We start from the raw sequence: 22,963 nt of genomic DNA, 5'->3' as shown, positions 1-22,963 counted from the left end.
TTGAGTCTTGATCCAGATATCGCGGCATTGCTCGAGATGGTGCAGGCCGGCACCGAAAGCGGCGCGCGCGTTCCGTTTCCGCAATTGACTGCTGCGCAGGCGCGGGCCGATTTCGATGCGTCCTCGCCGCTGCTCGACGTCGATCCGCCGGCGCTTGCCTACGAGCGGCGTTTGTCGCTGCCGGTGCGGGATGGCGCGATCATCGAGGCGCGGCTCTATGCGAGCGCGCAACCGAGCGAACGCACTCCCATTCCGGTTCTTCTTTACATGCACGGCGGCGGCTTCGTCGTCGGCAGCCTCGATTCGCATCAGCCATTGTGCCGCGGCCTCGCCAAGGACAGCGGTGCGGCCGTGCTCTCGGTCGGCTACAGGCTCGCACCGGAGCACAAGTTTCCGACCGCTTTCGAGGATGCGGTCGACGCGCTAGCCTGGATTGGCCTCGAGGGCCGCGCGATCGGCCTCGATCCGCGCCGGGTCGCCGTCGGCGGCGACAGCGCCGGCGGAACGCTTGCGGCCGCGCTCGCGATCGAGGCGAGGACAAACAGGGGCCTTCCGCAGCCGGTGCTCCAGATTCTCGCTTATCCTGGTCTCAGCTCTCGACAGACCTCCGCATCCTACGAGCGCTACGGTACCGGCCATCTCCTGGAGCGCAGCACCGTCGATTGGTTCTTCCGGCAATATCTCCGCGACGAGTCGGATCGCGACGATTGGCGTTTCGCGCCGCTCGCAGCGGAGGATTTGTCGGGCCTCGCTCCCGCATTCATCGTCCTCGCCGAGTTCGATCCGCTGGTGGACGAGGGGCGCGATTATGCAGCACGCTTGGCGGCAGCCGGCGTTCCCGTCGATCTGCACGTTTATCCCGGCATGATCCATGAATTCCTGCGCATGGGGAATGTCGTGGCCGATGCCTTGCAGGCGAGGGCCACCATCGGACGAGCCTTGGTCAAGGCCTTTCTCGTCGCTGGCGAAAAGGCGGCCTGACATGGAAATGCAGCGTGAACGAGAGTATGTCATGATCATCATCTCTCGCGGCCTCTCTGCGGGAGGCGCCTGAACGGATCCCATGAGCACGTCTATTCCAGACCATAGGCTGTCCCGCCGTGCGCTCCTCGGCGCGGGCGCGGCGATCGGAGGCACGGCCCTTGCGGGTACATGGCCCATGGCGTTTGCCCAAACCGCTGGATCGCAATCCGGGCCCCGGGTCGCCGCGCTCGGCTGGGCCTGTGCCCAGACGATACTGGCGCTCGGCGTCGTGCCGCTGGTGATTCCGGAGATCGAGCGCTATGGCCGGCTCGTCGTCGAGCCGCCCGTTCCGTCCGCGGTTCAGGAAATTGGTCTGCGTTCGGAGCCAAATCTCGAACTGCTGCAGAGCTTCGCCCCCGACATCATCATCATCGACCCCAGCATTGCGGCCGCCATACCCCGGCTCAAGCTGATCGCGCCGGTCGAAACGTTCACGATCTTCAGACCCGGCGGGCATCCTCTCGACACGGCGCGCCGTTCGACGCTGGAGCTTGCCAAACGCCTCGGGGTGCAGCCGGCGTGCGAAGCCTATTTCGCCCGTTTCGACGTCGCCATGGCCGGCTATCGTGAGCAACTCCGGGGCCGCGGCGGCAAGCCGCTCTATCTCGTCAGCGAGATCGCGCGCAACCGCGCGCTCGTGTTCGGTCCGAACAGCCTCTATCAGGAGGTGCTCGATCAGTGCGGATTGAGGAATGCCTGGACCGGACAGAGCGGCCCATGGGGCCATACCAGTGTCGGGCTCGAAGTGCTCGCCGCGGTTCCGGACGCGCGGCTGGTGTTGATGACCTCGCGGGTCGCCGATGTCGAAGCGCTGCTGAAGGCAAGCCCTGTGCTTCAAACCCTGCCGTCTCTTCGGTCGCATCGGCTGACGGTCCTGGGCAATCAGTTCTTCTATGGCGGCGTGCCAGCGGCCGAGCGTTTTGCCCGCCTTCTCGCCGAACGTCTGCCGCGGGAAAGCCATGAGCAAGGTTGAGGCACTGCCGGCCCGGTCCGGCTTGGAGATGCATCCGGCGGTGCTGATCGGCTTGCTGCTGGCAGCCGCGGCTGCGCTGACCTGGCGGAACCTGTCCGGATATCTGCCCGTAGGCGCCTGGCTGCCGGTGTTGTGGCGGCCCGAGGTCACCGATCCCCAGCAGATGCTCGTGCACTACACCGTTTTTCCGCGCATCGCAGTGGCGCTGCTGGCCGGCGCAGCCCTCGGTCTTGCCGGCGCGGTCTCTCAGCAGGTGTTGCGCAATCCGCTTGCGGAGCCGAGCACTATCGGCGTCCTGAACGGCGCCTATCTTGCGCTGGCCGTGACGACGCTGTGGGCGCCGTCGCTCCTGGCCTTCGGCCGGGAGTGGGTTGCGCTGTGCGGCGGGTTCGCTGCGTTCCTGTGCGTGTTCGGGCTGACCTGGAAACGTGCGCTGTCGCCCGTCGTCCTGGTGCTCGCCGGATTGATCGTCAGCTACTACTGCGCGGTGACCACCCAGGCGCTGGTATTGCTCAACCACGAATATCTGATCGGGCTGTTCATCTGGGGCGCCGGCTTCCTCAATCAGCAGGATTGGAGCAACGTCACGTTCCTGGCGCCGCGGCTGCTGATTTCGATCGTGCTGATCGCGGCGATGGTTCGTCCGCTGACCCTGCTCGGCTTCGACGACGAGACCGCGCGCAATCTGGGCCTCGGATTGACGAGGGCCCGGGTCTTCGCGCTCGTCATCGCGATCGCGCTCAGTGCGTCAGTCGTCAGCGTCGTCGGCGTCATGGGATTTGTCGGTTTGTCCGCGCCAGCCATCGTCATGCTGTCAGGCGCGCGCCGCTTTCGCGACCGGCTGATCTGGGCGCCACTTTGCGGCGCGCTGCTGCTGTGGCTGACGGATCAGCTCGTGCTTCTGATCCCGCCCGGCTATCGCGAAATGCCGGCCGGTGCGGTGACGGCCCTGATCGGCGCGCCAATGTTGCTCGTGCTGCTGCCGCGGCTGCGGGCCGCCATGCCGATGGGAAACCTCACGCCATCCGCTCCGGCGCGGCTCGATCATCCCTGGCGCGTGATCCTGTTCGCGCTCGTCGTGCTGCTGCTCGCCGTCTGGATCGCACTCGGCCTCGGGGTCGGCTCCGACGGCTGGCGCTGGAGCGGCCTGTCGGGCTTGCAGGAATTCTGGCCGTGGCGCTGGCCGCGCGTGGTGTCGGCGCTGGCCGCGGGCGCGACGCTGGCGGTCGCCGGCACGCTGCTGCAGCGGATGACCGGAAACCCGATGGCCGCGCCGGAGGTCATGGGCATCAGCTATGGCGCCGCGATGGGCGTGATCGTTCTGCTCTATCTCTTTCCCGCCCACACCCGGCTGGAGCAGATTGCAGCGGCCGGGATCGGCGCCTTCATTGTGCTGGCGCTGGTGCTGCTGTTCAGCCGGCGGTCCGAGTTCAGTCCGGAGCGCGTGCTGCTGGCAGGCGTCGCCATGAGCGCGGCATTCGGCGCGATCATTGCCATGGCGCTGGCGACAGGCGATCCCCGCATCGGCACGCTGCTGTCGCTGCTGACAGGCTCGCTCTACCAGATCGGCCCGGCCGAGGCCGCAATCCTCGCCGCCGCGGCGCTCGTTCTGCTGATCATGGTGCCAATGCTGTCCCGCTGGCTTGATATCCTGCCGCTCGGACCTGCGACCTCGCGTTCGATCGGCATCTCGCTGACGCGGAGCCGCGTCATCATCATGCTGCTGACGGCGTTGCTGACGGCGACGGCCACGCTGATGGTTGGTCTTCTGAGCCTGGTCGGCTTCATCGCGCCGCATATGGCACGGATGATGGGGGCGCAGCGCGCGCTGCATCAGGCGGCGCTGGCCGCGTTGATCGGGGCGATCCTGATGGTGACGGCGGATTGGGCCGGACGCATGGTGATCTTCCCGTTCCAGATGCCCGCCGGCATCTTCGCCATGATGCTTGCCGGACCCTATCTCATCTGGCTGCTGCGCCCGCAGCGCGGGTGACGGCGCTCACCGCGCGAAGCTGATGAGATGGCCATGGTCCGGCGACGGCATCACGCCCATGGGGATGCCGTAGATGGTTTCGAGCTCGGCCGGCGTCATGATCTTGTCCGGTGTGCCGCGCGCGATCAGCTTCCCGGAATGCAGCGCGATGATCTCGTCGCAGAAGCGGGCGGCCATGTTGACGTCGTGGAGCACCACGACCACGCCGAGATTGCGCTCGCGGGCGAGCTGCCTGACCAGCGACAGCACTTCGATCTGATGAGCGATGTCGAGCGCCGAGGTCGGCTCGTCGAGCAGCAGGCACTCGGCATCCTGTGCAACCAGCATGGCGATCCACGCCCGCTGGCGCTCGCCGCCGGACAACGTATCGACCAGGCGATCCGCAAAGGGTTCGATATGGGTCAACGCCATGGCGTTTGCGACCTTCTCGCGGTCGATGTCACCGAACCGTCCGAGCGCGCCGTGCCAGGGATAGCGTCCGAGTGCGACCAGCTCCTTGACCAGCATGCCCGCGGCGGGCGGCGTCTGCTGCGGCAGGTAGGCGACCTTGCGGGCATAGTCCCGATCGCTCCAGGCGCGCAGTGCGCGGCCTTCGAAACGGATCGTTCCCGACGAGCTTGGCTGCTGGCGCGACAATAATTTCAGCAAGGTCGATTTGCCGGAGCCATTATGGCCGATCAGCCCGACGACGCTGCGTGCGGGAAAGGATAGCGTCAGCGGTTCGAGCAGCGCGCGCCCGGCCACTGCGAAGCCGACCTGGTCGAGCTGGAACAAGGGCGCGGGCGCTTCCAGCGAGGCCTGCGTGACGTCGGTTGGCAAGGCGAGCGTTCTTTCGCTCGTCTGCGCGTGTTGGATCGTCATGGTTGGCGCAGGCTCCAATAGGCGACGGCCAGAACTTGGTCGCGGGAAAGCTTTCGCTCATCGCGCAGATGGTTGCGCAGGGCCTTCAGCGCCTGCGCCTCACACGCGATCCAGGCGAAGACGTCCTGATGGTGCGGCCATCGCACCGCCTTGACGGCGTCGACCAGGAGCTGCGTCGTCCCGGCTGGACGGCCCTCGCGATGCAACCAGCGGATTGCTACCCCGGCCGGGGCGACCAGCGGAACTTCCTCGGGCCGATCCGCGACCTCGATAAAGGCCTCACCCGTCGCCGTCGCCGGCAGCGTCTCCAGAATTCGCGCGATGGCGGGCAGGGCGGTTTCGTCGCCCGCCAGCAGCACCCAGCGCGCCGGACGAATGCCCCGGCCGAGCGGGCCGGCCATGCCGCAGATGGCACCGGCCGTCGCGTTCACCGCGAACGCCGAGCCCGGCCCGGCATGATCATGGACCACGAAATCGATGTCGATCTCGCGGCTCTGCAAGTCGATGCGACGGATCGTGTAATAACGGGTGACGGGCCTGCGGTCGGGCTCCGGCCACAGGATACGTCCGTCGGGCGCGGGCCACGGCCATTCGGGCTTGGCGAGGCCCTCGGGCGGAAAATACAGGCGCACGTGCAGGTCGTCGTCATTCACGAAACGGGCGATATCGTCGCCCGTGAAGGTCAGCCGCCGCATGTGCGGCGTCAGGGTGATCGCGGCCTTCAGCCGCACTTCACGGAAATTGGCCAGCGTGCCGCCGTTGGATTCATGACCGGACCAAATGATGGTCGGGGCAATGTCTCCCGCGAACTCGATCACATGCGAGGCGACGACCGAACGCAGCATTTCCAGATTGCCCTTGTCGTTGGCCTCGACGCGGATCTTGAGCGCTTCGGCCTCGACGGCGAGGGAACTGATGCCGAACGGCAGTTTCGCCACCATGAGACCGTCCCGGTCCTCGAAGGCGATGTCATGCTCGGCCAGATGATCGATCATCCGCGCGGCGAGGCCGGCGGCGTCGGGAAGCGCGATGCGGGTTTCGGAGATCAGCAAGTCCAAACTCATTCTCCACCGGCCTGTCCGATGCCAGCCTGCAAGCGCTTCAAATGTCCGGATGTCGCGGCCTGGCACGGCTCTGGATCAAAAATCCTGCTCGCTCGCCGGCTGCGATGCAAAAGCGATACTACCCGCATCATATTAAAGGCATTGCCGATCCCAAATTAGAATCCATCGAAAGAGCAGCGAAAATAACCGCTGGAGTTGCGGTGCTGCCATCATGTATTCGCATCACTTCGGCACGGCTTGTCCGGCCATATAGGTTCGCTTCAGGTCTCCTCCAGCGCGGCTCTCATCATGAACTCACGAAGCGGCCTGACGACGCAGATCCTGCAGCTCCTGCGGCCCTACTGGCCACTCGTGCTCGGCGGCAGCGTTCTCGGAGTGGTCGGCGGTGCCTCCGTCGCGGCGTTGCTCGCGGTCGTGAATCATGGGCTTTATGCCACGCAGGCCGACGTGGTAACGCTGTTTTTCGCCTTCGCTGGCCTGTGCCTTCTGATCCTGATCGGTTCCATTGGCGCCGACATCAGCGCCAATTTTGTCGGACAGCGGATCATCGCCGAGCTTCGTAAGTCGCTCGCCGCCAAAATCCTGGCTGCGCCGATCGATCAGCTCGAAATCTACCGGACGCATCGCCTGATCCCGGTTCTCACGCAGGACGTCGACACGATCAGCGATTTCGCGTTCTTCTTTTCGTCCTTTTTCGTGTCGCTCGTGATCGCGCTCGGCTGCATGGTTTACCTGGCGGTGCTGTCTTGGCAGCTTTTCCTGATCACGGGAGTCGTCATCGTGCTGGGATCGCTGGCGCATGGATATGCGAGGACGCGCGGCGTTCGCGGCTTCAGCACCGCGCGAGAGGCCGAAGATCAGCTGCACAAGCAATATCGCGCGATCGCCGAAGGTGCCAAGGAGTTGCGCCTCAATCGGGTGCGCCGTCGGCGCGTCTATGTCGAGCAGCTCCAGCAGACCGTCGACCGGATCAGCTCGGTGCAAATCAGGTCGATCAATCTGTTCGTGACGGCGCGGGCGTTCGGGACGATGCTGTTCTTCGTCGTGATCGGCGTGGCGCTGACCTTGCGACCGTTCCTGTGGCCCGACAGTCCCGCTGCGGTGTCCAGCGGGTTCGTGCTGGTGCTGCTCTTTATGCGCGGGCCTATTGACCAGGTCATCGGCATCCTGCCGGCGCTCGGTCGCGCCCAGGTCGCGATGCGCCGCATTGCGGAGCTCTCGGGGCAGTTCTCGAGCCCCGAGCACGATCTGCTGGCCAGTGCGCCCGCTGCACCCGGCAAGACCGCCATCGAATCCATCGAGCTCCGCGGCGTAACCTATGCTTTTCGCGCCGTGCCGGGCAGCGATCCCTTTGTCCTCGGGCCGGTTGATCTGTTCGTTCGGCAAGGCGACATCGTCTTCATCGTGGGGCAGAACGGCAGTGGAAAGACGACCCTGATCAAGTTGTTGCTGGGCCTTTATGCTCCGCATGGCGGCGCCGTGCTGCGCGACGGTTCGCCGGTCCTGACGGAGACACGCGACGATTACCGCCAGCTCTTCACGACCATCTTCTCCGACTATTATCTGTTTGAGGATCTCATTCGTGGAGAGGGCGTGGTTCCTGATGTGGCGGAACGCTATCTCCAGCGGCTGGAGGTCGCGCACAAGGTCTCGGTCGAGAACGGCGTGTTCACGACGACGGACCTGTCGACCGGACAGCGCAAGCGATTGGCGCTGATGAATGCATGGCTCGAGGAAAGACCCGTGCTCGTGTTTGACGAATGGGCCGCGGATCAGGATCCGGCGTTCCGGCACATCTTCTATACGGAGCTGCTGCCCGATCTGAAGCGTCTCGGAAAGACCATCATCGTGATTTCACACGATGATCGCTATTTCGGGATTGCGGATCATCTGGTGCGGCTGCGCGACGGCAAGATCGTCGCAAGCGAGGCAAGGGCCAGCAACGTCGCTGGGCCTTCCGCAGTTCCAACCGATGCGCCGCTTTAGACACATTGTAGCGAGCCGCTGGCGCCATCTGTCGCACAAATGACGGCATACGATCCCGTTTTGCGACAGGCCGTCAGATTTGTAGAGAATCTAATCTGCGTGTGCGCGCATTCCTTGTCAGCCTGTAGGCGAGTGATCTACACCACGCCTCAACGATGATCGAGATGCGAGGGCCGGATGAACAAGGCTTCGGATTCCGGGACCGGACCTCGTGCGTTCCCGGTCGGCCCATATTCCGCTCAGACCGTTTTCCAGGAGGGCGATCGCCTTCGCGTCGTCGCCGCCGATGTGACCGCGTTGGAACTGCGTCTGCCCGAGCGCGTCGATCACCTCGATATCCTGAATGCCTCGGACGACCGCGAGGTTGCGGCACGGGCGGTGTCGGCGTCCGCCGAGGCGCTGTTTGCCTGGCGACCTGGCGCCGATCGACTTGTTCTGGACTTCGCTGGAAGAGCGCCGCTTGCACGAGAGCTGACCGAGAGTGGTCTTGCCATCATGTCCGAGGGGCGACTGGTGCTGCTGCCCGAACTGGTGATGCAGCGGCGGGACAACTGGCTGGTCAACCCCGGGCGACCGCCATTGCCGCAACTCCACGTCATGACGGACGGCAAGCGTCATCCGCGCCGCGCCGCAAAGCCGGCGGGAAAGGTGTACGGTCGTTTCATTCCCTGGCTGTCGGAGGTCATCTCGTTTCGCGTGGCCGATCTCGAGAATGACCTCCATTTGTTGCACCGCTGGATGAACGATCCTCGCGTCGATGCATTCTGGAACGAGGCGGGCGATCTCGACAAGCATCGGCGATATCTGGCCGGCATTCTGGCCGATCCTCATATGCTGCCGTTGATCGGCTGCTTCGGCGAGCAGCCGTTCGGCTATTTCGAGCTCTATTGGGCCAAGGAAAATCGCATTGCGCCGTTCTATGATGCCGACGACTATGACCGGGGATGGCACGTGGTCGTGGGCGAGGACGCTTTTCGCGGCGCTCGTTACATCAGCGCGTGGCTGCCGTCTCTGATGCACTACATGTTCCTCGACGATTGCCGCACGCAGCGGATCGTCGGGGAGCCGGCGGCGGCGCATACGCAGCAGCTTCGCAATCTCGAGCGCTCGGGATTCGCAAGGATCAAGAACTTCAACTTTCCCCATAAGCGCGCGACCCTGGTCATGCTGTTGCGCGAGCGCTTCTTCGGCGATCGGCTTTGGCTTCCGGCAGCCGCCGGCCCAACGGTCTCGTCTTAAAGCGCAAGCGGAGCGCGGCTTCATGTCCCATCAACTTGCGATCGAGCACGACGTCATTGGCGTCGGATTCGGGCCTTCCAATCTCGCGCTCGCCATCGCATTGGACGAGTGCGCGAAGCGATCACGGCTGAAATGCATGCCGCTGTTCGTGGAGAAGCAGCCGCACTTCACCTGGCATGGCGGCATGCTGCTTCCGGGCAGCGACATGCAGATATCGTTTCTCAAAGATCTGGTCTCCTTGCGCGATCCGACCAGTCCCTTCACCTTCGTGAACTACCTGCATAAGCGCGGCCGCCTACTGGATTTCATCAACTGTCGGACGTTCTATCCGAGCAGGGTCGAGTTCAACGATTACCTGCAGTGGGTGGCGAGCCATTTTAAGTCGCAGGCCGCTTACGGCGAGACCATCGTCGCCGTCGAGCCGGTGACGGCCGGGCAGACGGTGACGTCGTTGCGGGTGCATTCGCGCTCGCTCGCCGGCGGGGAGACCGTGCGGCTGGCGCGAAATCTCGTGGTCGCGGTTGGAGGCCAGCCTTATGTTCCGCAGGTGTTTGCCAAGGCTACCGACGATCGCAGGCTGCTGCATTCCAGCCGCTATCTCGACCTGATCGAGCGCGTTGTCCCGCGCGGCCGGTCCGTGCGTGTGGCCGTCGTCGGTGGCGGACAGAGCGCGACCGAGGTAACGGTCGATCTTCATGGCCGATGTCCCGAAGCGCATATCGATCTGATCTTCCGCGGCCATGCTCTCAAGCCGTCCGACAGCAGTCCCTTCGTCAACGAGATCTTCAACCCCGACTATACGGACTTCGTCTACGCGCAGCCTGCCGAGCGGCGGGATGCGATCGTCCGCAACTTCCGGAACACCAACTACGCCGTCGTCGATGCCGACCTGCTGGACCAGCTTTATCGGCTGCTCTACCAGCAGCGCGTCGGTGGCGACACAAGGGTCATGTTGCGTCCCCGCAGCGAGATTTCCAATGTGGATGCGGGACCGGACGGCATCGAGATCGGCGTGATTGACAAGTTCCGCGGCGAAAACCGTCGTTCGACTTATGACGTGGTCGTGCTGGCGACGGGATACGACAGGGAGACGCCGCACGGGTTTCTCGAACCGATCCGCCGCTACATTCGCGATGCGGCGCTGGATCGCAACTACCGGCTCGTGATCAATCCGGCGTTCCGGCCGCAGATCCACCTCCAGGGCTATTCGGAATCCTCTCACGGTCTGAGCGACACGCTGCTTTCGGTGATTGCCGTGCGGTCGCAGGAGATTGCGGAGTCTCTGCTCTCGACAATCTCGCGCCGGGAACTCATCGCCTAGAACACGATCCGGGAGAGATCGCAGCTCCAAAAGCCTTGCGCGGATGGAGATTGAAACGCATCACGAATCGTCCCGTTCTCATTACACAATAGCCGGCGTTCTCGCGGTCACCCTGCAGGCGTGTTCCGCTGTCGCTTTGGGGTTCCCCGATCTAGAACCTGTCTAATCGAGATCAACCGCAGCGTGTACGTGTGAGACAACGCCGATTGGCTTTGCTAGAGGAGTTCTTAGAACGATCTTGGAATTTCTGAAAGTCTAGCTGGAATTGACCGTGAGGAAAGCTCTCGTTCCCAAGCAGGGGCAAAGCCTTCTCCCTGAGCGAATTGCAGGCATTCTGGTTCACAGTCCGCTTGCGGCGTTGGTTGGCAGAGAGCCCGTGACGCGCATGCACTACCTCCTCGAGATTGCGTCGCTTCACACCAAGGCCGAGCTCCTGGCGCAGCCGGGCTTGGGACGTTCAGGCATGCGTCGCATCGAGAACTGGATGGCCTTTCACGGACACCGCATGCGCGACGTGAATGAGAGTCTCGATAGCGTCATCTGCCGCTTTGCGTTCCGACGTTCTTCCGTTCGGAAAGGAAACGTTCGTTCTCTCCCCTTATCGGCGTTGCCCTCGCGTTTCACGCGGGCGGCTGGTGGCTAAGGCGGTACATGCGTGGGCGCAAAGCAGGTCGATTGTTTTCAGACGCTGTCTCACGAGCTTGAGCATTGGACCGGCGCTCCCTGTCGAAGCCAGCGAGCTCGCCCGAGTGCTCGCAGGCGAGCTACTGCTTGAGCTTGGTGTAGCGCCGCGGCGTACGCCAATCCTCGCGGCCCGCAACAAGCGAGGTAAGGACGGCCGAGTGGCGAAGCCTGATCTGATCAGGCGCAACCACGCTGCACAGATTTGCTGCATGGCGACGTGATTGGAGCAGCCTGCGCTGCAATAGCGTGCTTGATTTCGCTTTCGATCTCTCATGTTGGTTAGGGGCTATCGTGTCCACGACATGTGCACCGGGAGATCAAGGCAAATCTTCCGACGGCCCACGTGAGTGAGCATGCTCTTCGCGCGCTACTCGCTGGCAGCGGACTGGTCGCGTTCGACGTGTACGCGTTCGAGCGCGGCGCCGCGCCGTGCTGCCGCGAACCGCTTGCCGTCTGGTCTGGCGCCGGCCTTCCCCGCGCCGATTGGCTCGCAGAGCGTGCCATCGGGCCCGGCACGGTCATGAAATCCGCTATTCCCGTCGGGGGCTCGAAAGTCTATATGATCCATATGTTGTATCATCGCTTTTCCGTGGCCCCCATGATGGATTGGACCGACCGGCATTGCCGGGTGTTCCACCGTCACCTGACGCGGCGGGGATTGCTCTATACCGAGATGCTGACGACCGGCGCGATCATTCACGGCGACCGGGTGCGGCTGCTTGGGTTCGACGCGGTCGAGCACCCCGTGGCGCTTCAGCTCGGCGGATCGGATCCGCGCGAGCTCGCGGCGGCGGCACGGATCGGCGAGGACTTCGGTTATGACGAGATTAATCTCAATGTCGGCTGCCCGTCCGATCGTGTGAAGGATGGCCGTTTCGGCGCCTGTCTAATGGCCGAGCCGGAGCTGGTGGCGAGGTGCGTCGACGCGATGAAGCGCGTGGTCGCCGTTCCCGTCACGGTGAAGTGCCGCATCGGCATCGATGATCAGGATCCGGAGGTCGCGCTCGATGCGCTCGCGCGTGCGGTGGTCGCCGCGGGCAGCGATGCGTTGATCGTGCACGCCCGCAAGGCCTGGCTCAACGGCCTGTCGCCGAAGGAGAACCGCGATATCCCGCCGCTCGACTATGATCGCGTCTACCGGCTCAAGCGCGCGATGCCCGATGTGCCCGTCATCATCAATGGCGGCGTTCGGAGCATCGACGAGGCAAAGGCGCATCTTGCCCATGTCGACGGCGTGATGCTCGGCCGCGCCGCCTATCAGGAGCCGTGGCGGCTGCTCGCGGTCGACCACGAAATCTTTGGAGGGCCGGCGCCGCACGCCACCATGCAGGACGCGCTCGAGGCGATGATGCCCTACATCGAAGAGCAGCTCGCGCACGGCACGCGGCTGCACGCGATCACGCGGCATTTCGTCGGCGCATTTCATGCTGTGCCCGGCGCGCGTGCGTTCCGCCGGCATCTTGCCGAGCAGGGTGTGAAGCCCGGCGCCGGTCTCGACGTGCTGCGCGAGGCGATCACGTGTGTCGGGGCCCGCGCGCCGGCTGAGGCGGCCTAAATGAGCGGGAGCATGATCCGGAAAAGTGCGCAGCGGTTTTCCGAAAAGATCATGTTCAAACAACAGCCTAAAGCGCGAGACGATTCATCCTAATCGCATCGCGCTTTAGTCGACCGCCGTACGCGCGCGGCGGGGACTGCGCTGCTGCTCCGGATACCCTGTCAGCATCAGCGTGTCGGCGCGCACGCCCCAGCTTTCCAGCCGGTCGAGGAAGCTCATGCCGAGCAGATTGGTCTTCATCTGGCCGCGCTGCACGACAAGGGCCGGCACCGACTTCTCGACCAGCTTGCCGACGGCGAGACGGTCGAGCGTGAGCCGCGCTGCCTTGGTGTGGCCGCCTGCGGTCTCCAGATCGACGTCGTATTCAAGCATCTCGAGCGGCAGCCCGATCGCCCTTGCGGTTTCCCAGGTCAGTACCACCGACGTCGCGCCGGTATCGATCACCATCGGCGCAGTGACGCCGTTGATCTTCGCGCGCAGCGTGAATTCGCCGCCCTGGCCGCGCGGGATCTGCACGGCCGGCGCCGGGGAGGCTGCTTGTGCGCGAAAAATATGCGAGACCTTGTGGCTGGCGCGCGCGATCTGGTCGGGATCGCCATAGGCGACGACGGCACCTGCCGTGCCGGCGAGCATGATCAGGACGAGCAGGAAGCGGATCATCGCGCGCCTCCAAGGGCACGCAGGCGGATCAGACGTGCTTTGGGGATCCAGCGATCCGCACTAGTCCGGCTTCCGTCATCCGCTCCGGCAAGAGGGCCATGATCGCGCGCCGGTCCGCGCTCTCCATGGCGTGCCAGCGTGCGATCTCCGGCAAGGTGCGGCCGCAGCCGAAGCACAGCTTCGTCTTGGGATCGATCATGCACACGGCGACGCACGGCGTTTCTTTGCTCATACGGACATAGTGAGGGATGATCGGGCATGTCTGCAAGCATCTCGTTAAGAGCCTGTGCCGGCACTCATGATCGGCTTGTGCCGCGGCCGGCGTTTCTCGTCCGGCACGACGGAGCTCTCCGGCTGGAGCGGTGGAGAATCGTCCGAGAGTGGGGCAAGCGCGCTCATCACGCGCTCCGGCGGGAATGTGACGATCACCTCGGTGCCGATGCGCAGCTTTGATTTCAACGTGAACGTGCCGCCGTGCAGGTCGATCAGGTTCTTGGCGATCGGCAGGCCGAGGCCGGCGCCCTGTTCAGCCGACTTGATCGAATTGGAGCCCTGGCCGAACGAGGCGAGCACGACCGGGATCTCGTCCTCGGGTATGCCGGAGCCGGAATCCCTCACCGAGAGATATTGTCCGCCGGAGGCGGTCCAGCCGGCCTTGAGCCAGATCTCGCCGCCCTGCGGGGTGAACTTGATCGAGTTGGAGAGCAGGTTGAGCACGACCTGGCGGATCGCGCGCTCGTCGGCCCAGAGCCGCGGCATCGCCTGCTCGAACACTTCGTGGATGGTGATGCCGCGGCTCGAGGCACGCAGCTTCATCAGATGATGGCAATCGGCGACGATGCCGACCAGGGACACCGCTTCCTCGTTGAGCTCGTAACGGCCGGCTTCGATCCGCGACAGATCGAGGATCTCGTTGATCAGGTTGAGCAGGTGCACGCCGGAATTATGGATGTCGGCGGAATATTCCTTGTAGACCGGTACCGCATGCGCGCCGAAAATCTCGCTCTTCATGACCTCTGAGAAGCCGAGGATGGCGTTCAGCGGCGTCCGCAGCTCGTGGCTCATCTGCGCGAGGAAGCGCGACTTGGCGACGTTGGCGGCTTCGGCGCGGTGGCGCGCTTCGTCCGAGATTGCCTTGGCCTGCTCCAGCTCGCCGATCAGCGCGTCCTTTTCCGCACGTGCTTCCAGCGTGGCGAAGGTGGAGGAGTGCAGGCGGTGCGCAAGCAGCACGAAATAGCCTTCGGCGGCGAGCGACAGCGCTGCCAGGATGTAATTGTCCAGCGATCCGGTCGTCACGAAGCTCAGCGCCATCGCAACCGCGACCGGCGCCGTGGCGGCGAGGGCTGCGATCGGCAGATTGGCCGCGAGCATGCTCGACACTGCGATCACCAGCAGCATCAAGAACATCATCAGCGTTTCCGTGACCACGTCGAGCACGGGATGGATCAGGATCGCCATCCAGCACAGGCCATAGAGCAGGTCGAGCACGACGAAGCGCGTCCGCCATGCGCGTGTCGCGGCCGGCGAGGCGGGCTCGGTCAGGAAGCGCCGGCAGCTGCGGATCATGGCGCTGTGGATGCAGAGCATGCCCGCGGTCCAGGCCGCGGCCGGGATCGGCTGCATCCATAGCCCGAACAGCACGCCGGTCGCCACCACCAGGAGCATCACGACATAGGAGGCGGACAGCCGGGTCTGGGCGTATTGCCGCAGCATCTCGGCGTCGAAAGCCGGCCGGGTTCCACTGGTCGACGTTAACTTGTCGCGCGCCTCGCGCACCCGCTGCGCCGCAGCCCTTCGGCTGCTCGCCGATGGCGCGCTCACCGGCTCGGCCGGAAGCTGCACGACCTCGGGCTTTTCAGCGGGGTTACTCATCAAGCAACACGGATTCCTGCCCACGCCGGACGCGGGCTTTCTGCATTGTCTATCTCTGGCAAGAAATCCTTAAGAGCTGACTTAAGGAGCTAAAGAATTACGTTAACCGAACGTTAATTCATACGCAGTCCGGGCCGCCGCTTTCATCAACCCGCGCTTCAATCATCTGAAGAAAACGAGCGTGACCAACCCGAAGACCGGCAGCAGCAGGACGGAGGTCCAGGCCATGTATCCGAAGAAGCCGGGCATTGCGACACCACTCGCTCGGGCAATTGCGTACACCATGAAATTGGGCGCGTTGCCGATGTAGGAGTTTGCGCCCATGAACACCGCACCGGCGGAAATCGCGGCAAGGGTCAAGGCGCCGTTCGTCATCAGATGCTTGGCGTCGCCTCCGGCAAGTTCAAAGAAGACCAGATAGGTCGGCGCATTGTCGAGAAAGGATGAGAGCAGGCCGGTCAACCAGAAATATGCAGCATTGTTCGGCGTGCCGTCTGCGTTGGTGACCATGTTTACGACGGAGGCAAACGCGCCGGATTTGCCGGCGTTGAGAATCGCGAGCACGGGAATGATGGTGATGAAGATCGCGGCAAACAGCTTTGCCACTTCGATCATCGGGCCCCAAGAGAAGCCGTTCGCGTCGTGGTCCTCCTTCGAGGTGACGGCGAGAGATGCGAACACGACTCCGATCATCACGGCATCGCGCAGGAGATTCTGCACCTGGAGATGCGTGCCGAGAACTTCAAATCCGCCGAGGTCGAGCTTGGCACTCAAGAGGATCGCAGCGATGATGACTCCCATCAAAGCGAAGTTGAGGCCGCCGCTGATCCGCAAGGGATTGTCCGGAGTTGGGTCCGGTTTGACGCGGCCTTCCTTGCGATAGAGATAAGTATCGATGCAAAAGAACAGGGCGAGCAGAATCCAGGCCGCGAACGTGGTCTGGGGAAGCAGGTGTGTCGTCGTCCAGAAAAAATCCACGCCGCGCAGGAACCCCAGAAACAACGGGGGATCTCCCAGGGGGGAGAGCGAACCGCCGATGTTGGACACCAGAAAGATGAAGAAGATCACGACGTGCGCGTTGTGCCGCCGATCGTCATTGGCGCGGATCACCGGTCGGATCATGACCATTGAGGCGCCGGTCGTGCCGATGACGCTCGCGATCAGAGTGCCGAGAGCGAGCAGCAGCGTATTCAGGACTGGGGAGCCGTGAAGATTGCCGCGCACCACGATTCCGCCGGCGACGGTAAACAGGGCGAGGAGCAGCAGAATGAACGGGACGTATTCGAGCAGCGCCGTGTGAACGAGCGCTTGGACGGTTGGAAGCGGGCCGTACCAGATTGCAAGCGGCAGCGCGATCAGGGTGGCCCACATCGCGGCAATCTTGCCTTGGTGATGCTCCCAGAAGTGAGGCGCGGCGAGCGGAAATATGGCGATCGAGAGCAGCATCCCCGCGAATGGAAGCGCCCATTGCGGGCCAATGCTGGCACCATCGAGCGATGCGGCAAGCGCCTGTGCAGGAGATCCAACCAGGATCAGGAGCGCGACCGGGAGCAGGCGCGCGATGAGCCGGGATCGCCGCACGCCCAAACCTGCGGCAATCCTGGCGGTTCGGAGTCGAAGCTCCGGCGCGAATTCGACGCGGGCAACAGCAAGGATGGCGGCGATCACGCTAAGCAAGGCTCCCCCCGGAAGTCTATGGTTGTTCGGTCGGTGCGCTCGACACAATTCGTCGCGGCCGAGGTCGCGACGAAGTTCAAAGCCGGCTACGCCGAACCAGGCCGCAACAGAGCGTCAGCGTTGCAGGCGTGCGAGCAGGCTCGACGTATCCCAGCGCTTGCCGCCCATCTTCTCGACCTCGGAATAAAACTGATCGACGAGCGCCGTCACCGGCAGATTGGCGCCGTTGCGGCGGGCTTCGGCCAGCGCGATCGAGAGGTCCTTGCGCATCCATTCGACCGCGAAGCCGAAATCGTACTTGTCCTCGTTCATGGTCTTGTAGCGGTTCTCCATTTGCCAGGACTGGGCGGCCCCTTTCGAGATGGTCTCGATCACAGCGGCGACGTCGAGGCCGCTCTTCTTGGCGAAATGGATGCCCTCGGAGAGGCCCTGCACCAGACCGGCGATGCAGATCTGGTTGACCATCTTGGTCAGCTGGCCGCTTCCGGCGGGCCCGAGCAGCTTGCACATCCGCGCATAGGCGCCCGTAATGATCGGCTCGGCGCCGGAATAGGCGTCCTGCGCGCCGCCGCACATCACCGTTAGCACGCCGTTCTCGGCGCCGGCCTGGCCGCCGGACACGGGGGCGTCGACGAATTTGAAGCCGGCCTTGGTCGCGGCCGCGTCGAGCTCACGGGCGACCTCGGCGGAGGCAGTGGTGTGGTCGACGAAGGTCGCACCCTTCTTCATGCCGGCGAAGGCGCCGTCGGGGCCGATCGTGACCGCGCGCAGATCGTTGTCGTTGCCGACGCAGCACATCACGAAATCCTGACCCTCGGCGGCGGCCTTCGGGGTCGGCGCGGTCTTGCCGCCGAACTTGTCCGCCCATTCCTTCGCCTTCGCCGCGGTGCGGTTGTAGACGGTGACCTCATGGCCCCCTTTTTTCACGAGGTGTCCGGCCATGGGGAAGCCCATCACGCCAAGACCGAGGAAAGCGACTTTAGCCATAGTGGTACCTTGTCCGTAGTTCGGGTTTACGGTTCTTGCCAAGCGAGGGATGCCTGGGTTCCGCGGTGAGGGCGGGCCGGAGGCGCACCATAAACCCTTGAGGCCAGAGGGCAACGGCTTCGTTTGGCGGCCTGCCGTGCTAGGGTGGCGACCCAAGGACTTCAAAACAAGGGAGCGAGAGCATGGGCGGCGTGAGCGTAGGCGTCCTCGATCATTTCAACATCCGGACCCGGAATCTGGCCGAGACCGTCCGCTTCTACGAGGACGTGCTGGGCCTGGAAAAAGGCGCGCGGCCGAACTTCGCCTTCCCGGGCGCCTGGATGTACAGCGAGGGCAGGCCGGTGGTTCACCTCGTCGACATTTCCCCGACCGACGAGCCACAAAAGCCGGATTCCGGCGTTGTCCACCATGTCGCCTTCGCCAGTCGCGGCTTTGACGGTATGAAACAGCGGCTGGCGTCAAAGAAGATCAAGTTCGAGGCCCGCCAGGTGCCCGGTGGCGATCTCTGGCAGATCTTCGTCCACGACCCCAACGGGGTCATGATCGAGCTGAACTACGAGGCTGCCCTGGAGCAGGGGGCGGCGCCGGCCGAAAAGGCGGACGATATCGGCAGACAGTAGCCTTTTGGGCGTTTCCGCTCTAATGGGGCATCCTCAACTGCAGGAGATGCGCTTTGAGCGTGACGCAGCAACAGGTTCTCGATAGCCTCGCCAGGGTCCAGTCGCCCCGCGGGGTCGCGCTCCCCCATGCCAATGTGCTGAGCGCGATCAGCGCCTCCGACGGCAAGGTATTCTTCTCGATCAATGTCGACGCCGCCGAGGCAAGAGCCTGGGAATCCGTCCGGGCCGAAGCGGAAGCCGCCGTGCGCAGCATTCCCGGTGTCACCACCGTCATGGTGGCGCTGACCGCCGAGCGCAAGCCGGGCTCCGCGCCGCCGCCACCCCCGCAGCCGAGCCGCGGCACGCCCGGCGTGCAGCCGGCCCATGCCCACAAGCCGCCCCAGGGCGGGGGGTCGCCGATGGCGCGGCAATCGGAAATTCCCGGCGTTGCCGCCGTAATCGCGGTCGCCTCCGGCAAGGGCGGCGTCGGAAAGTCGACCACGGCGCTCAATCTGGCGCTCGGCCTGCGCGACCTCGGCCTCAAGGTCGGGCTGCTCGACGCCGATATCTACGGCCCCTCGGTGCCGCGCCTGACGGGCCTGCGCGACAAGCCGGAGCTGAACGACGAGCGCAAGATGATTCCGCTTCGGCGCTTCGGGCTCGCCATCATGTCGATCGGCTTCCTGGTCGAGGAGGAGACCGCGATGATCTGGCGCGGCCCGATGGTGATGTCGGCGGTGACGCAGATGCTGCGCGACGTCGAATGGGGCAAGCTCGACGTGCTGGTCGTCGACATGCCGCCGGGCACCGGCGATGCCCAGCTCACGCTGGCGCAGAACGTGCCGCTCAAGGGCGCCGTGATCGTCTCGACCCCGCAGGACCTGTCCCTGATCGATGCGCGGCGGGGGCTTGCCATGTTCAAGAAGGTCAACGTGCCCGTGCTCGGCATCGTCGAGAATATGAGCTACTTCCAATGTCCGCATTGCGGCACCAAGTCGGATATTTTCGGCCATGGCGGGGCGCGGCACGAGGCCGAGAAGCTCGGCGTCCCATTCCTGGGCGAGATCCCCCTGCACATGGCGATTCGCGCCACCTCGGACGCCGGCAATCCCGTGGTCGACAGCGAGCCGGACGGCCCTCATGCGGCGATCTACCGCGCCATTGCCGGCCAGGTCCGGGACCAGCTCAAGGGTGTCATCGCCGCGGCCTGAATGGGGGCACCGCGGCAGGCTCCGGGGCATGCGACTTTCGTAGAGCCCCGTCATGCCATTGTCGCGTTCCGAAACCGGGCTGGCCGTGTTAAAGGCCCCCCGCAGTCAAGCCACTTCGGTTCGACGCGACCTCAACGCGTCGCCGGAACGAGCGGCGGCAAGAAGAGAAGTCAAGGGGAAACGCCCCAGCAAGGAGAGACCTGAAGATGAAGCGTCGTGATTTTCTCAAAGTGTCGGCAGCAGGCGCGGCGGCGACCGCGGTGGCCTCGCCGGCGATCGCACAGTCCTCGCCCGAGGTGAAGTGGCGCCTGACTTCGAGCTTCCCGAAGTCGCTCGACACCATCTATGGCGGCGCCGAGCAGGTGGCGAAGTACGTCGCCGAGATGACTGACAACAAGTTCCAGATTCAGGTGTTCGCCGCCGGCGAAATCGTCCCCGGCCTCCAGGCGCTCGATGCGACCTCGAACGGCACGGTCGATATGTGCCACACCGTCTCGTACTATTACGTCGGCAAGGACCCCACCTTCGCGATCTTCGCCTCGGTGCCGTTCGGCCTCAACGCGCGCCAGCAGAATTCGTGGCTGTATCAGGGCGGCGGCAACGAGCTCGCCAACGAGTTCTTCAAGAAGTCGAACGTGATCGGCTTCCCATGCGGCAACACCGGTACCCAGATGGGCGGCTGGTTCCGCAAGGAGATCAAGACCGTTGCCGACCTCTCCGGCCTCAAGATGCGCATCGGCGGCATTGCCGGCCAGGTGCTGCAGAAGGTCGGCGTGGTGCCGCAGCAGCTCGCCGGCGGCGACATTTATCCCGCGCTGGAGAAGGGCACGATCGACGCCGCCGAGTGGGTCGGCCCCTACGATGACGAGAAGCTCGGCTTCGCCAAGGTCGCCAAGTACTACTACTACCCCGGCTTCTGGGAGGGCGGTCCGACCGTCCACGCCTTCGCCAACCTGGAAAAGTTCAATGCGCTGCCGAAGAGCTACCAGGCGATCCTCACCAACGCGACGGCGAACGCCAACAGCTGGATGGCTGCGCGCTACGACATGCAGAACCCGGCGGCGCTGAAGCGCCTGGTCGCCGGCGGCACCCAGCTGCGTCCGTTCACCAACGAGGTGCTGGAAGCCTGCCTCAAGGCGACCAACGAGCTGTGGGCCGAGGTTTCTGGCAAGAACGCCGACTTCAAAAAGGCTATTGACTCCATGCAGGCCTACCGCTCCGACGAATATCTGTGGTGGCAGGTTGCCGAATATACCTACGACAGCTTCATGATCCGCTCGCGCACCCGCGGCTGATCTACGGCTTAGGTCGTAAGACCACTAGCCCGGCCTCCCCAGGAGGCCGGGCTTTTTCTTTGCGATCGGGATGGCATTCGGTCCCGTGATGCTCCATTCTGTCGGCAAGCCTCGCAAAGAAGGCTCCACAATTAGATCCATCAGGGTAGGAAATCATGAAGAGAAGAGACTTCATCAAGGTCACAGGACTTGGTGCGGCCGGCGCCGCCACGCTCGCGGCTCCCGCGATCGCGCAGTCGATGCCGGAAATCAAATGGCGCATGCCGACGAGCTGGCCGAAATCGCTCGACACGCTGTTTGGCGGCGCCGAGATGATGTGCAAGATGGTTGCCGAGGCGACCGACAACAAATTCCAGATCCAGATCTTCGCGGCCGGCGAAATCGTGCCGGGCCTGCAGGTGCTCGACGCCGTGCAGAACGGCACCTGCGAGATCGGCCACACCGCGTCCTATTATTATTTCGGCAAGGACCCGACCTTCACCTTCGGCTCGGCCGTGCCGTTCGGTCCCAACATGCGCATCAACCAGGCCTGGTACATGCTGGGCGGCGGCCGCGACGTGCTCAACGAGTTCTACAAGAGCTACAACGTCGTCTCGCTGCTCGCGGGCAACACCGGCTGCCAGATGGGCGGCTGGTTCAGGAAAGAGGTCAACACGCCCGACGATCTCAAAGGCATGAAGTTCCGCATCGGCGGCTTCACCGGCCGCGTGCTCCAGAAGCTCGGCGTGGTGCCGCAGCAGCTCGCCGGCGGTGACATCTATCCGGCGCTGGAGAAGGGCACGATCGACGCCGCCGAATGGGTCGGGCCTTATGACGACGAGAAGCTCGGCTTCTACAAGATCGCGCCGCACTACTACTATCCCGGCTGGTGGGAAGGCGGTCCGATGCTGATGGCTTTCGTCAACCTCGACAAGTGGAACGCGCTGCCGAAATATTACCAGAGCGTGCTGGAGCAGGCCGGCCACTACGCCAACAATTACATGATGGCGCGCTACGACAACGCCAATCCGCTGGCGCTGAGGAAGCTGCTCGCGGGCGGCACCAAGCTGCACGCCTTCTCGCCCGCGATCATGGATGCCTGCTACAAGGCGGCCAAGGAGCTGCACGCCGAAGTCGCTGCGACCAATCCGAACTTCAAGAAGGTGAACGACTCGCTCGCCAAGTTCACGAGCGACGGCTATTCCTGGTTCCAGGTGGCCGAGGTCGGCTACGACATCTTCATGGCGCGGCGCTCGCAGAGCTGATCGCGTCCCGATCGAATGCGGCACGCCCCGGAGCGAAAGACTCCGGGGCGTTGTCGCTGCTGTTGGGAGGGCGTCCAACCAAAACATCGAAAACAACCCCATGCACAGTAGACCGGGGCAGCGATATCAATGACTTGACTTCGTTACCACGAGCGATTGCGAAATTACCGAAATTTTTGACCCGTCGGGCAAAACAGTGGTAGACATGCATCATCGCCCGATCCGAAATCGTGGCGCTGAACGATGCCCCCGATGCGCTTCGATCCCGATGAAATTCAAAGAGCGCTGCGCAAGGCCTGGTCGGTGTCCTTTTCCGTTAGTGCCGGCGCGCGTCGTAATGGAAAGGTCCGCGCGTTGGGGCAAGCTGAGTCGTAGCAGCCGAGCTTATTTGCCGCTAGAGGCGGACCATCGGTCGGCTGCCGAGCATCGGAAGCGCGGCTAGCGAACGACGCCTGCTGCGTCTCTTGCGCTTGGCATGAGCCAGTCGAGCCCGAGCAGGGCAGCTTCGAGAATGACGAAGGCGACAATTCCGCCGATCCAGCCGAAGAACACGATCGAAAAGGTGCCGAGCAGGATCGCGCAGAAGACGTCGGCGAGCACCTTGCAAATGCGGAAGGCTTGGTCTTCGCCAGATGGAAAATACGACATCGGGCTCCTCCAGGCGCTCATCCTGAGCGCTTGGATTTAACGACACGCCAAAACGAATGTTCCGTGGGTCA

General features: G+C 63.9%; 19 protein-coding genes. 11 read left to right on the top strand and 8 right to left on the bottom strand.

The window, feature by feature from the left end; translation table 11 throughout:
* From I6F21_RS20615 to fhuB, 3 genes are all read left to right on the top strand, one after another.
* Complete coding sequence (locus I6F21_RS20615) at positions 1-981, top strand: alpha/beta hydrolase (protein ID WP_225142748.1); 981 nt, start codon at positions 1-3, stop codon at positions 979-981.
* A 178-nt stretch (positions 982-1,159) separates the two neighbouring features.
* On the top strand, positions 1,160-1,996 hold the full coding sequence (locus I6F21_RS20610) for an ABC transporter substrate-binding protein (protein WP_225142750.1): 837 nt from the start codon (positions 1,160-1,162) through the stop codon (positions 1,994-1,996).
* Positions 1,983-3,989: a Fe(3+)-hydroxamate ABC transporter permease FhuB gene (gene fhuB / locus I6F21_RS20605; protein WP_225142752.1), complete on the top strand. Its 2,007-nt coding sequence runs from the start codon at positions 1,983-1,985 to the stop codon at positions 3,987-3,989. The genes I6F21_RS20610 and fhuB overlap by 14 nt, the downstream gene beginning before the upstream one ends.
* Before the next feature lie 6 nt (positions 3,990-3,995).
* Here fhuB and I6F21_RS20600 read toward each other — a convergent pair whose 3' ends face one another.
* On the bottom strand, positions 3,996-4,850 hold the full coding sequence (locus I6F21_RS20600; RefSeq protein WP_225141397.1) for an ATP-binding cassette domain-containing protein: 855 nt from the start codon (positions 4,848-4,850) through the stop codon (positions 3,996-3,998).
* The gene (locus I6F21_RS20595; RefSeq protein WP_225183391.1) at positions 4,847-5,902 is read right to left on the bottom strand and encodes a siderophore-interacting protein; all 1,056 of its coding nucleotides are present in this window, start codon (positions 5,900-5,902) and stop codon (positions 4,847-4,849) included. The genes I6F21_RS20600 and I6F21_RS20595 overlap by 4 nt, the downstream gene beginning before the upstream one ends.
* 300 nt (positions 5,903-6,202) lie before the next feature.
* Here I6F21_RS20595 and I6F21_RS20590 point away from each other — a divergent pair, with 300 nt between their 5' ends.
* The 4 genes from I6F21_RS20590 to dusA all read left to right on the top strand — a co-directional run bounded on the left by I6F21_RS20590 (position 6,203) and on the right by dusA (position 12,699).
* Positions 6,203-7,900: a cyclic peptide export ABC transporter gene (locus I6F21_RS20590; RefSeq protein ID WP_225112786.1), complete on the top strand. Its 1,698-nt coding sequence runs from the start codon at positions 6,203-6,205 to the stop codon at positions 7,898-7,900.
* A 177-nt stretch (positions 7,901-8,077) separates the two neighbouring features.
* Entirely contained in the window at positions 8,078-9,139 is a 1,062-nt protein-coding gene (locus I6F21_RS20585) for a GNAT family N-acetyltransferase (protein WP_225142756.1), read from the top strand.
* A 22-nt stretch (positions 9,140-9,161) separates the two neighbouring features.
* Entirely contained in the window at positions 9,162-10,460 is a 1,299-nt protein-coding gene (locus tag I6F21_RS20580; protein ID WP_225142758.1) for a lysine N(6)-hydroxylase/L-ornithine N(5)-oxygenase family protein, read from the top strand.
* A 1,252-nt stretch (positions 10,461-11,712) separates the two neighbouring features.
* Positions 11,713-12,699: a tRNA dihydrouridine(20/20a) synthase DusA gene (dusA, locus tag I6F21_RS20575; RefSeq protein ID WP_225112813.1), complete on the top strand. Its 987-nt coding sequence runs from the start codon at positions 11,713-11,715 to the stop codon at positions 12,697-12,699.
* Between the two features lie 105 nt (positions 12,700-12,804).
* Here dusA and I6F21_RS20570 read toward each other — a convergent pair whose 3' ends face one another.
* The 5 genes from I6F21_RS20570 to I6F21_RS20550 all read right to left on the bottom strand — a co-directional run bounded on the left by I6F21_RS20570 (position 12,805) and on the right by I6F21_RS20550 (position 17,895).
* On the bottom strand, positions 12,805-13,359 hold the full coding sequence (locus tag I6F21_RS20570) for a TIGR02281 family clan AA aspartic protease (RefSeq protein WP_036001607.1): 555 nt from the start codon (positions 13,357-13,359) through the stop codon (positions 12,805-12,807).
* Between the two features lie 28 nt (positions 13,360-13,387).
* Positions 13,388-13,591 carry a DUF1289 domain-containing protein gene (locus I6F21_RS20565; RefSeq protein ID WP_036001604.1) on the bottom strand — a complete coding sequence of 68 codons (204 nt, stop codon included), beginning with the start codon at positions 13,589-13,591 and terminating at the stop codon, positions 13,388-13,390.
* 44 nt (positions 13,592-13,635) lie between these two features.
* A complete protein-coding gene (locus tag I6F21_RS20560; RefSeq protein WP_225142761.1) occupies positions 13,636-15,231 on the bottom strand; it encodes a HAMP domain-containing sensor histidine kinase in 1,596 nt (531 codons plus the stop codon).
* A 162-nt stretch (positions 15,232-15,393) separates the two neighbouring features.
* Positions 15,394-16,785 carry a sodium:proton antiporter gene (locus tag I6F21_RS20555; RefSeq protein ID WP_225133109.1) on the bottom strand — a complete coding sequence of 464 codons (1,392 nt, stop codon included), beginning with the start codon at positions 16,783-16,785 and terminating at the stop codon, positions 15,394-15,396.
* Positions 16,786-17,022: 237 nt separating this feature from the next.
* Positions 17,023-17,895 carry an NAD(P)-dependent oxidoreductase gene (locus I6F21_RS20550; protein WP_036001597.1) on the bottom strand — a complete coding sequence of 291 codons (873 nt, stop codon included), beginning with the start codon at positions 17,893-17,895 and terminating at the stop codon, positions 17,023-17,025.
* A 182-nt stretch (positions 17,896-18,077) separates the two neighbouring features.
* Here I6F21_RS20550 and I6F21_RS20545 point away from each other — a divergent pair, with 182 nt between their 5' ends.
* The 4 genes from I6F21_RS20545 to I6F21_RS20530 all read left to right on the top strand — a co-directional run bounded on the left by I6F21_RS20545 (position 18,078) and on the right by I6F21_RS20530 (position 22,244).
* A complete protein-coding gene (locus I6F21_RS20545) occupies positions 18,078-18,515 on the top strand; it encodes a VOC family protein (RefSeq protein WP_036001594.1) in 438 nt (145 codons plus the stop codon).
* A gap of 53 nt (positions 18,516-18,568) precedes the next feature.
* Positions 18,569-19,705, top strand: a complete 1,137-nt coding sequence (locus I6F21_RS20540; RefSeq protein WP_036001591.1) for an Mrp/NBP35 family ATP-binding protein — start codon at positions 18,569-18,571, stop codon at positions 19,703-19,705.
* Between the two features lie 206 nt (positions 19,706-19,911).
* Entirely contained in the window at positions 19,912-21,000 is a 1,089-nt protein-coding gene (locus tag I6F21_RS20535; protein ID WP_036001589.1) for a TRAP transporter substrate-binding protein, read from the top strand.
* Positions 21,001-21,155: 155 nt separating this feature from the next.
* A complete protein-coding gene (locus I6F21_RS20530) occupies positions 21,156-22,244 on the top strand; it encodes a TRAP transporter substrate-binding protein (RefSeq protein WP_036001586.1) in 1,089 nt (362 codons plus the stop codon).
* A gap of 438 nt (positions 22,245-22,682) precedes the next feature.
* Here I6F21_RS20530 and I6F21_RS20525 read toward each other — a convergent pair whose 3' ends face one another.
* Positions 22,683-22,892, bottom strand: coding sequence for a hypothetical protein (locus tag I6F21_RS20525; RefSeq protein WP_036001583.1), 210 nt, complete (start codon positions 22,890-22,892; stop codon positions 22,683-22,685).
* Positions 22,893-22,963: the final 71 nt, after the last annotated feature.

It is taken from the genome of Bradyrhizobium sp. NBAIM03, from assembly GCF_020194055.1.
Classification (GTDB): domain Bacteria; phylum Pseudomonadota; class Alphaproteobacteria; order Rhizobiales; family Xanthobacteraceae; genus Bradyrhizobium; species Bradyrhizobium yuanmingense.
Note: the sequence above shows the minus strand (reverse complement) of the source record. Positions and strands in the feature narration are given on the sequence as shown.

Excerpts from the sequence above, each read along its gene's own strand:
- I6F21_RS20610 (WP_225142750.1), top strand. The coding sequence starts at position 1,160 with ATGGCGTTTGCCCAAACCGCTGGATCGCAATCCGGGCCCCGGGTCGCC.
- fhuB (WP_225142752.1), top strand. The coding sequence starts at position 1,983 with ATGAGCAAGGTTGAGGCACTGCCGGCCCGGTCCGGCTTGGAGATGCAT.
- I6F21_RS20600 (WP_225141397.1), bottom strand. The coding sequence starts at position 4,850 with ATGACGATCCAACACGCGCAGACGAGCGAAAGAACGCTCGCCTTGCCA.
- I6F21_RS20590 (WP_225112786.1), top strand. The coding sequence starts at position 6,203 with ATGAACTCACGAAGCGGCCTGACGACGCAGATCCTGCAGCTCCTGCGG.
- I6F21_RS20585 (WP_225142756.1), top strand. The coding sequence starts at position 8,078 with ATGAACAAGGCTTCGGATTCCGGGACCGGACCTCGTGCGTTCCCGGTC.
- I6F21_RS20580 (WP_225142758.1), top strand. The coding sequence starts at position 9,162 with ATGTCCCATCAACTTGCGATCGAGCACGACGTCATTGGCGTCGGATTC.
- dusA (WP_225112813.1), top strand. The coding sequence starts at position 11,713 with ATGTTGTATCATCGCTTTTCCGTGGCCCCCATGATGGATTGGACCGAC.
- I6F21_RS20570 (WP_036001607.1), bottom strand. The coding sequence starts at position 13,359 with ATGATCCGCTTCCTGCTCGTCCTGATCATGCTCGCCGGCACGGCAGGT.
- I6F21_RS20565 (WP_036001604.1), bottom strand. The coding sequence starts at position 13,591 with ATGAGCAAAGAAACGCCGTGCGTCGCCGTGTGCATGATCGATCCCAAG.
- I6F21_RS20560 (WP_225142761.1), bottom strand. The coding sequence starts at position 15,231 with ATGAGTAACCCCGCTGAAAAGCCCGAGGTCGTGCAGCTTCCGGCCGAG.
- I6F21_RS20550 (WP_036001597.1), bottom strand. The coding sequence starts at position 17,895 with ATGGCTAAAGTCGCTTTCCTCGGTCTTGGCGTGATGGGCTTCCCCATG.
- I6F21_RS20545 (WP_036001594.1), top strand. The coding sequence starts at position 18,078 with ATGGGCGGCGTGAGCGTAGGCGTCCTCGATCATTTCAACATCCGGACC.
- I6F21_RS20535 (WP_036001589.1), top strand. The coding sequence starts at position 19,912 with ATGAAGCGTCGTGATTTTCTCAAAGTGTCGGCAGCAGGCGCGGCGGCG.
- I6F21_RS20530 (WP_036001586.1), top strand. The coding sequence starts at position 21,156 with ATGAAGAGAAGAGACTTCATCAAGGTCACAGGACTTGGTGCGGCCGGC.
- I6F21_RS20525 (WP_036001583.1), bottom strand. The coding sequence starts at position 22,892 with ATGTCGTATTTTCCATCTGGCGAAGACCAAGCCTTCCGCATTTGCAAG.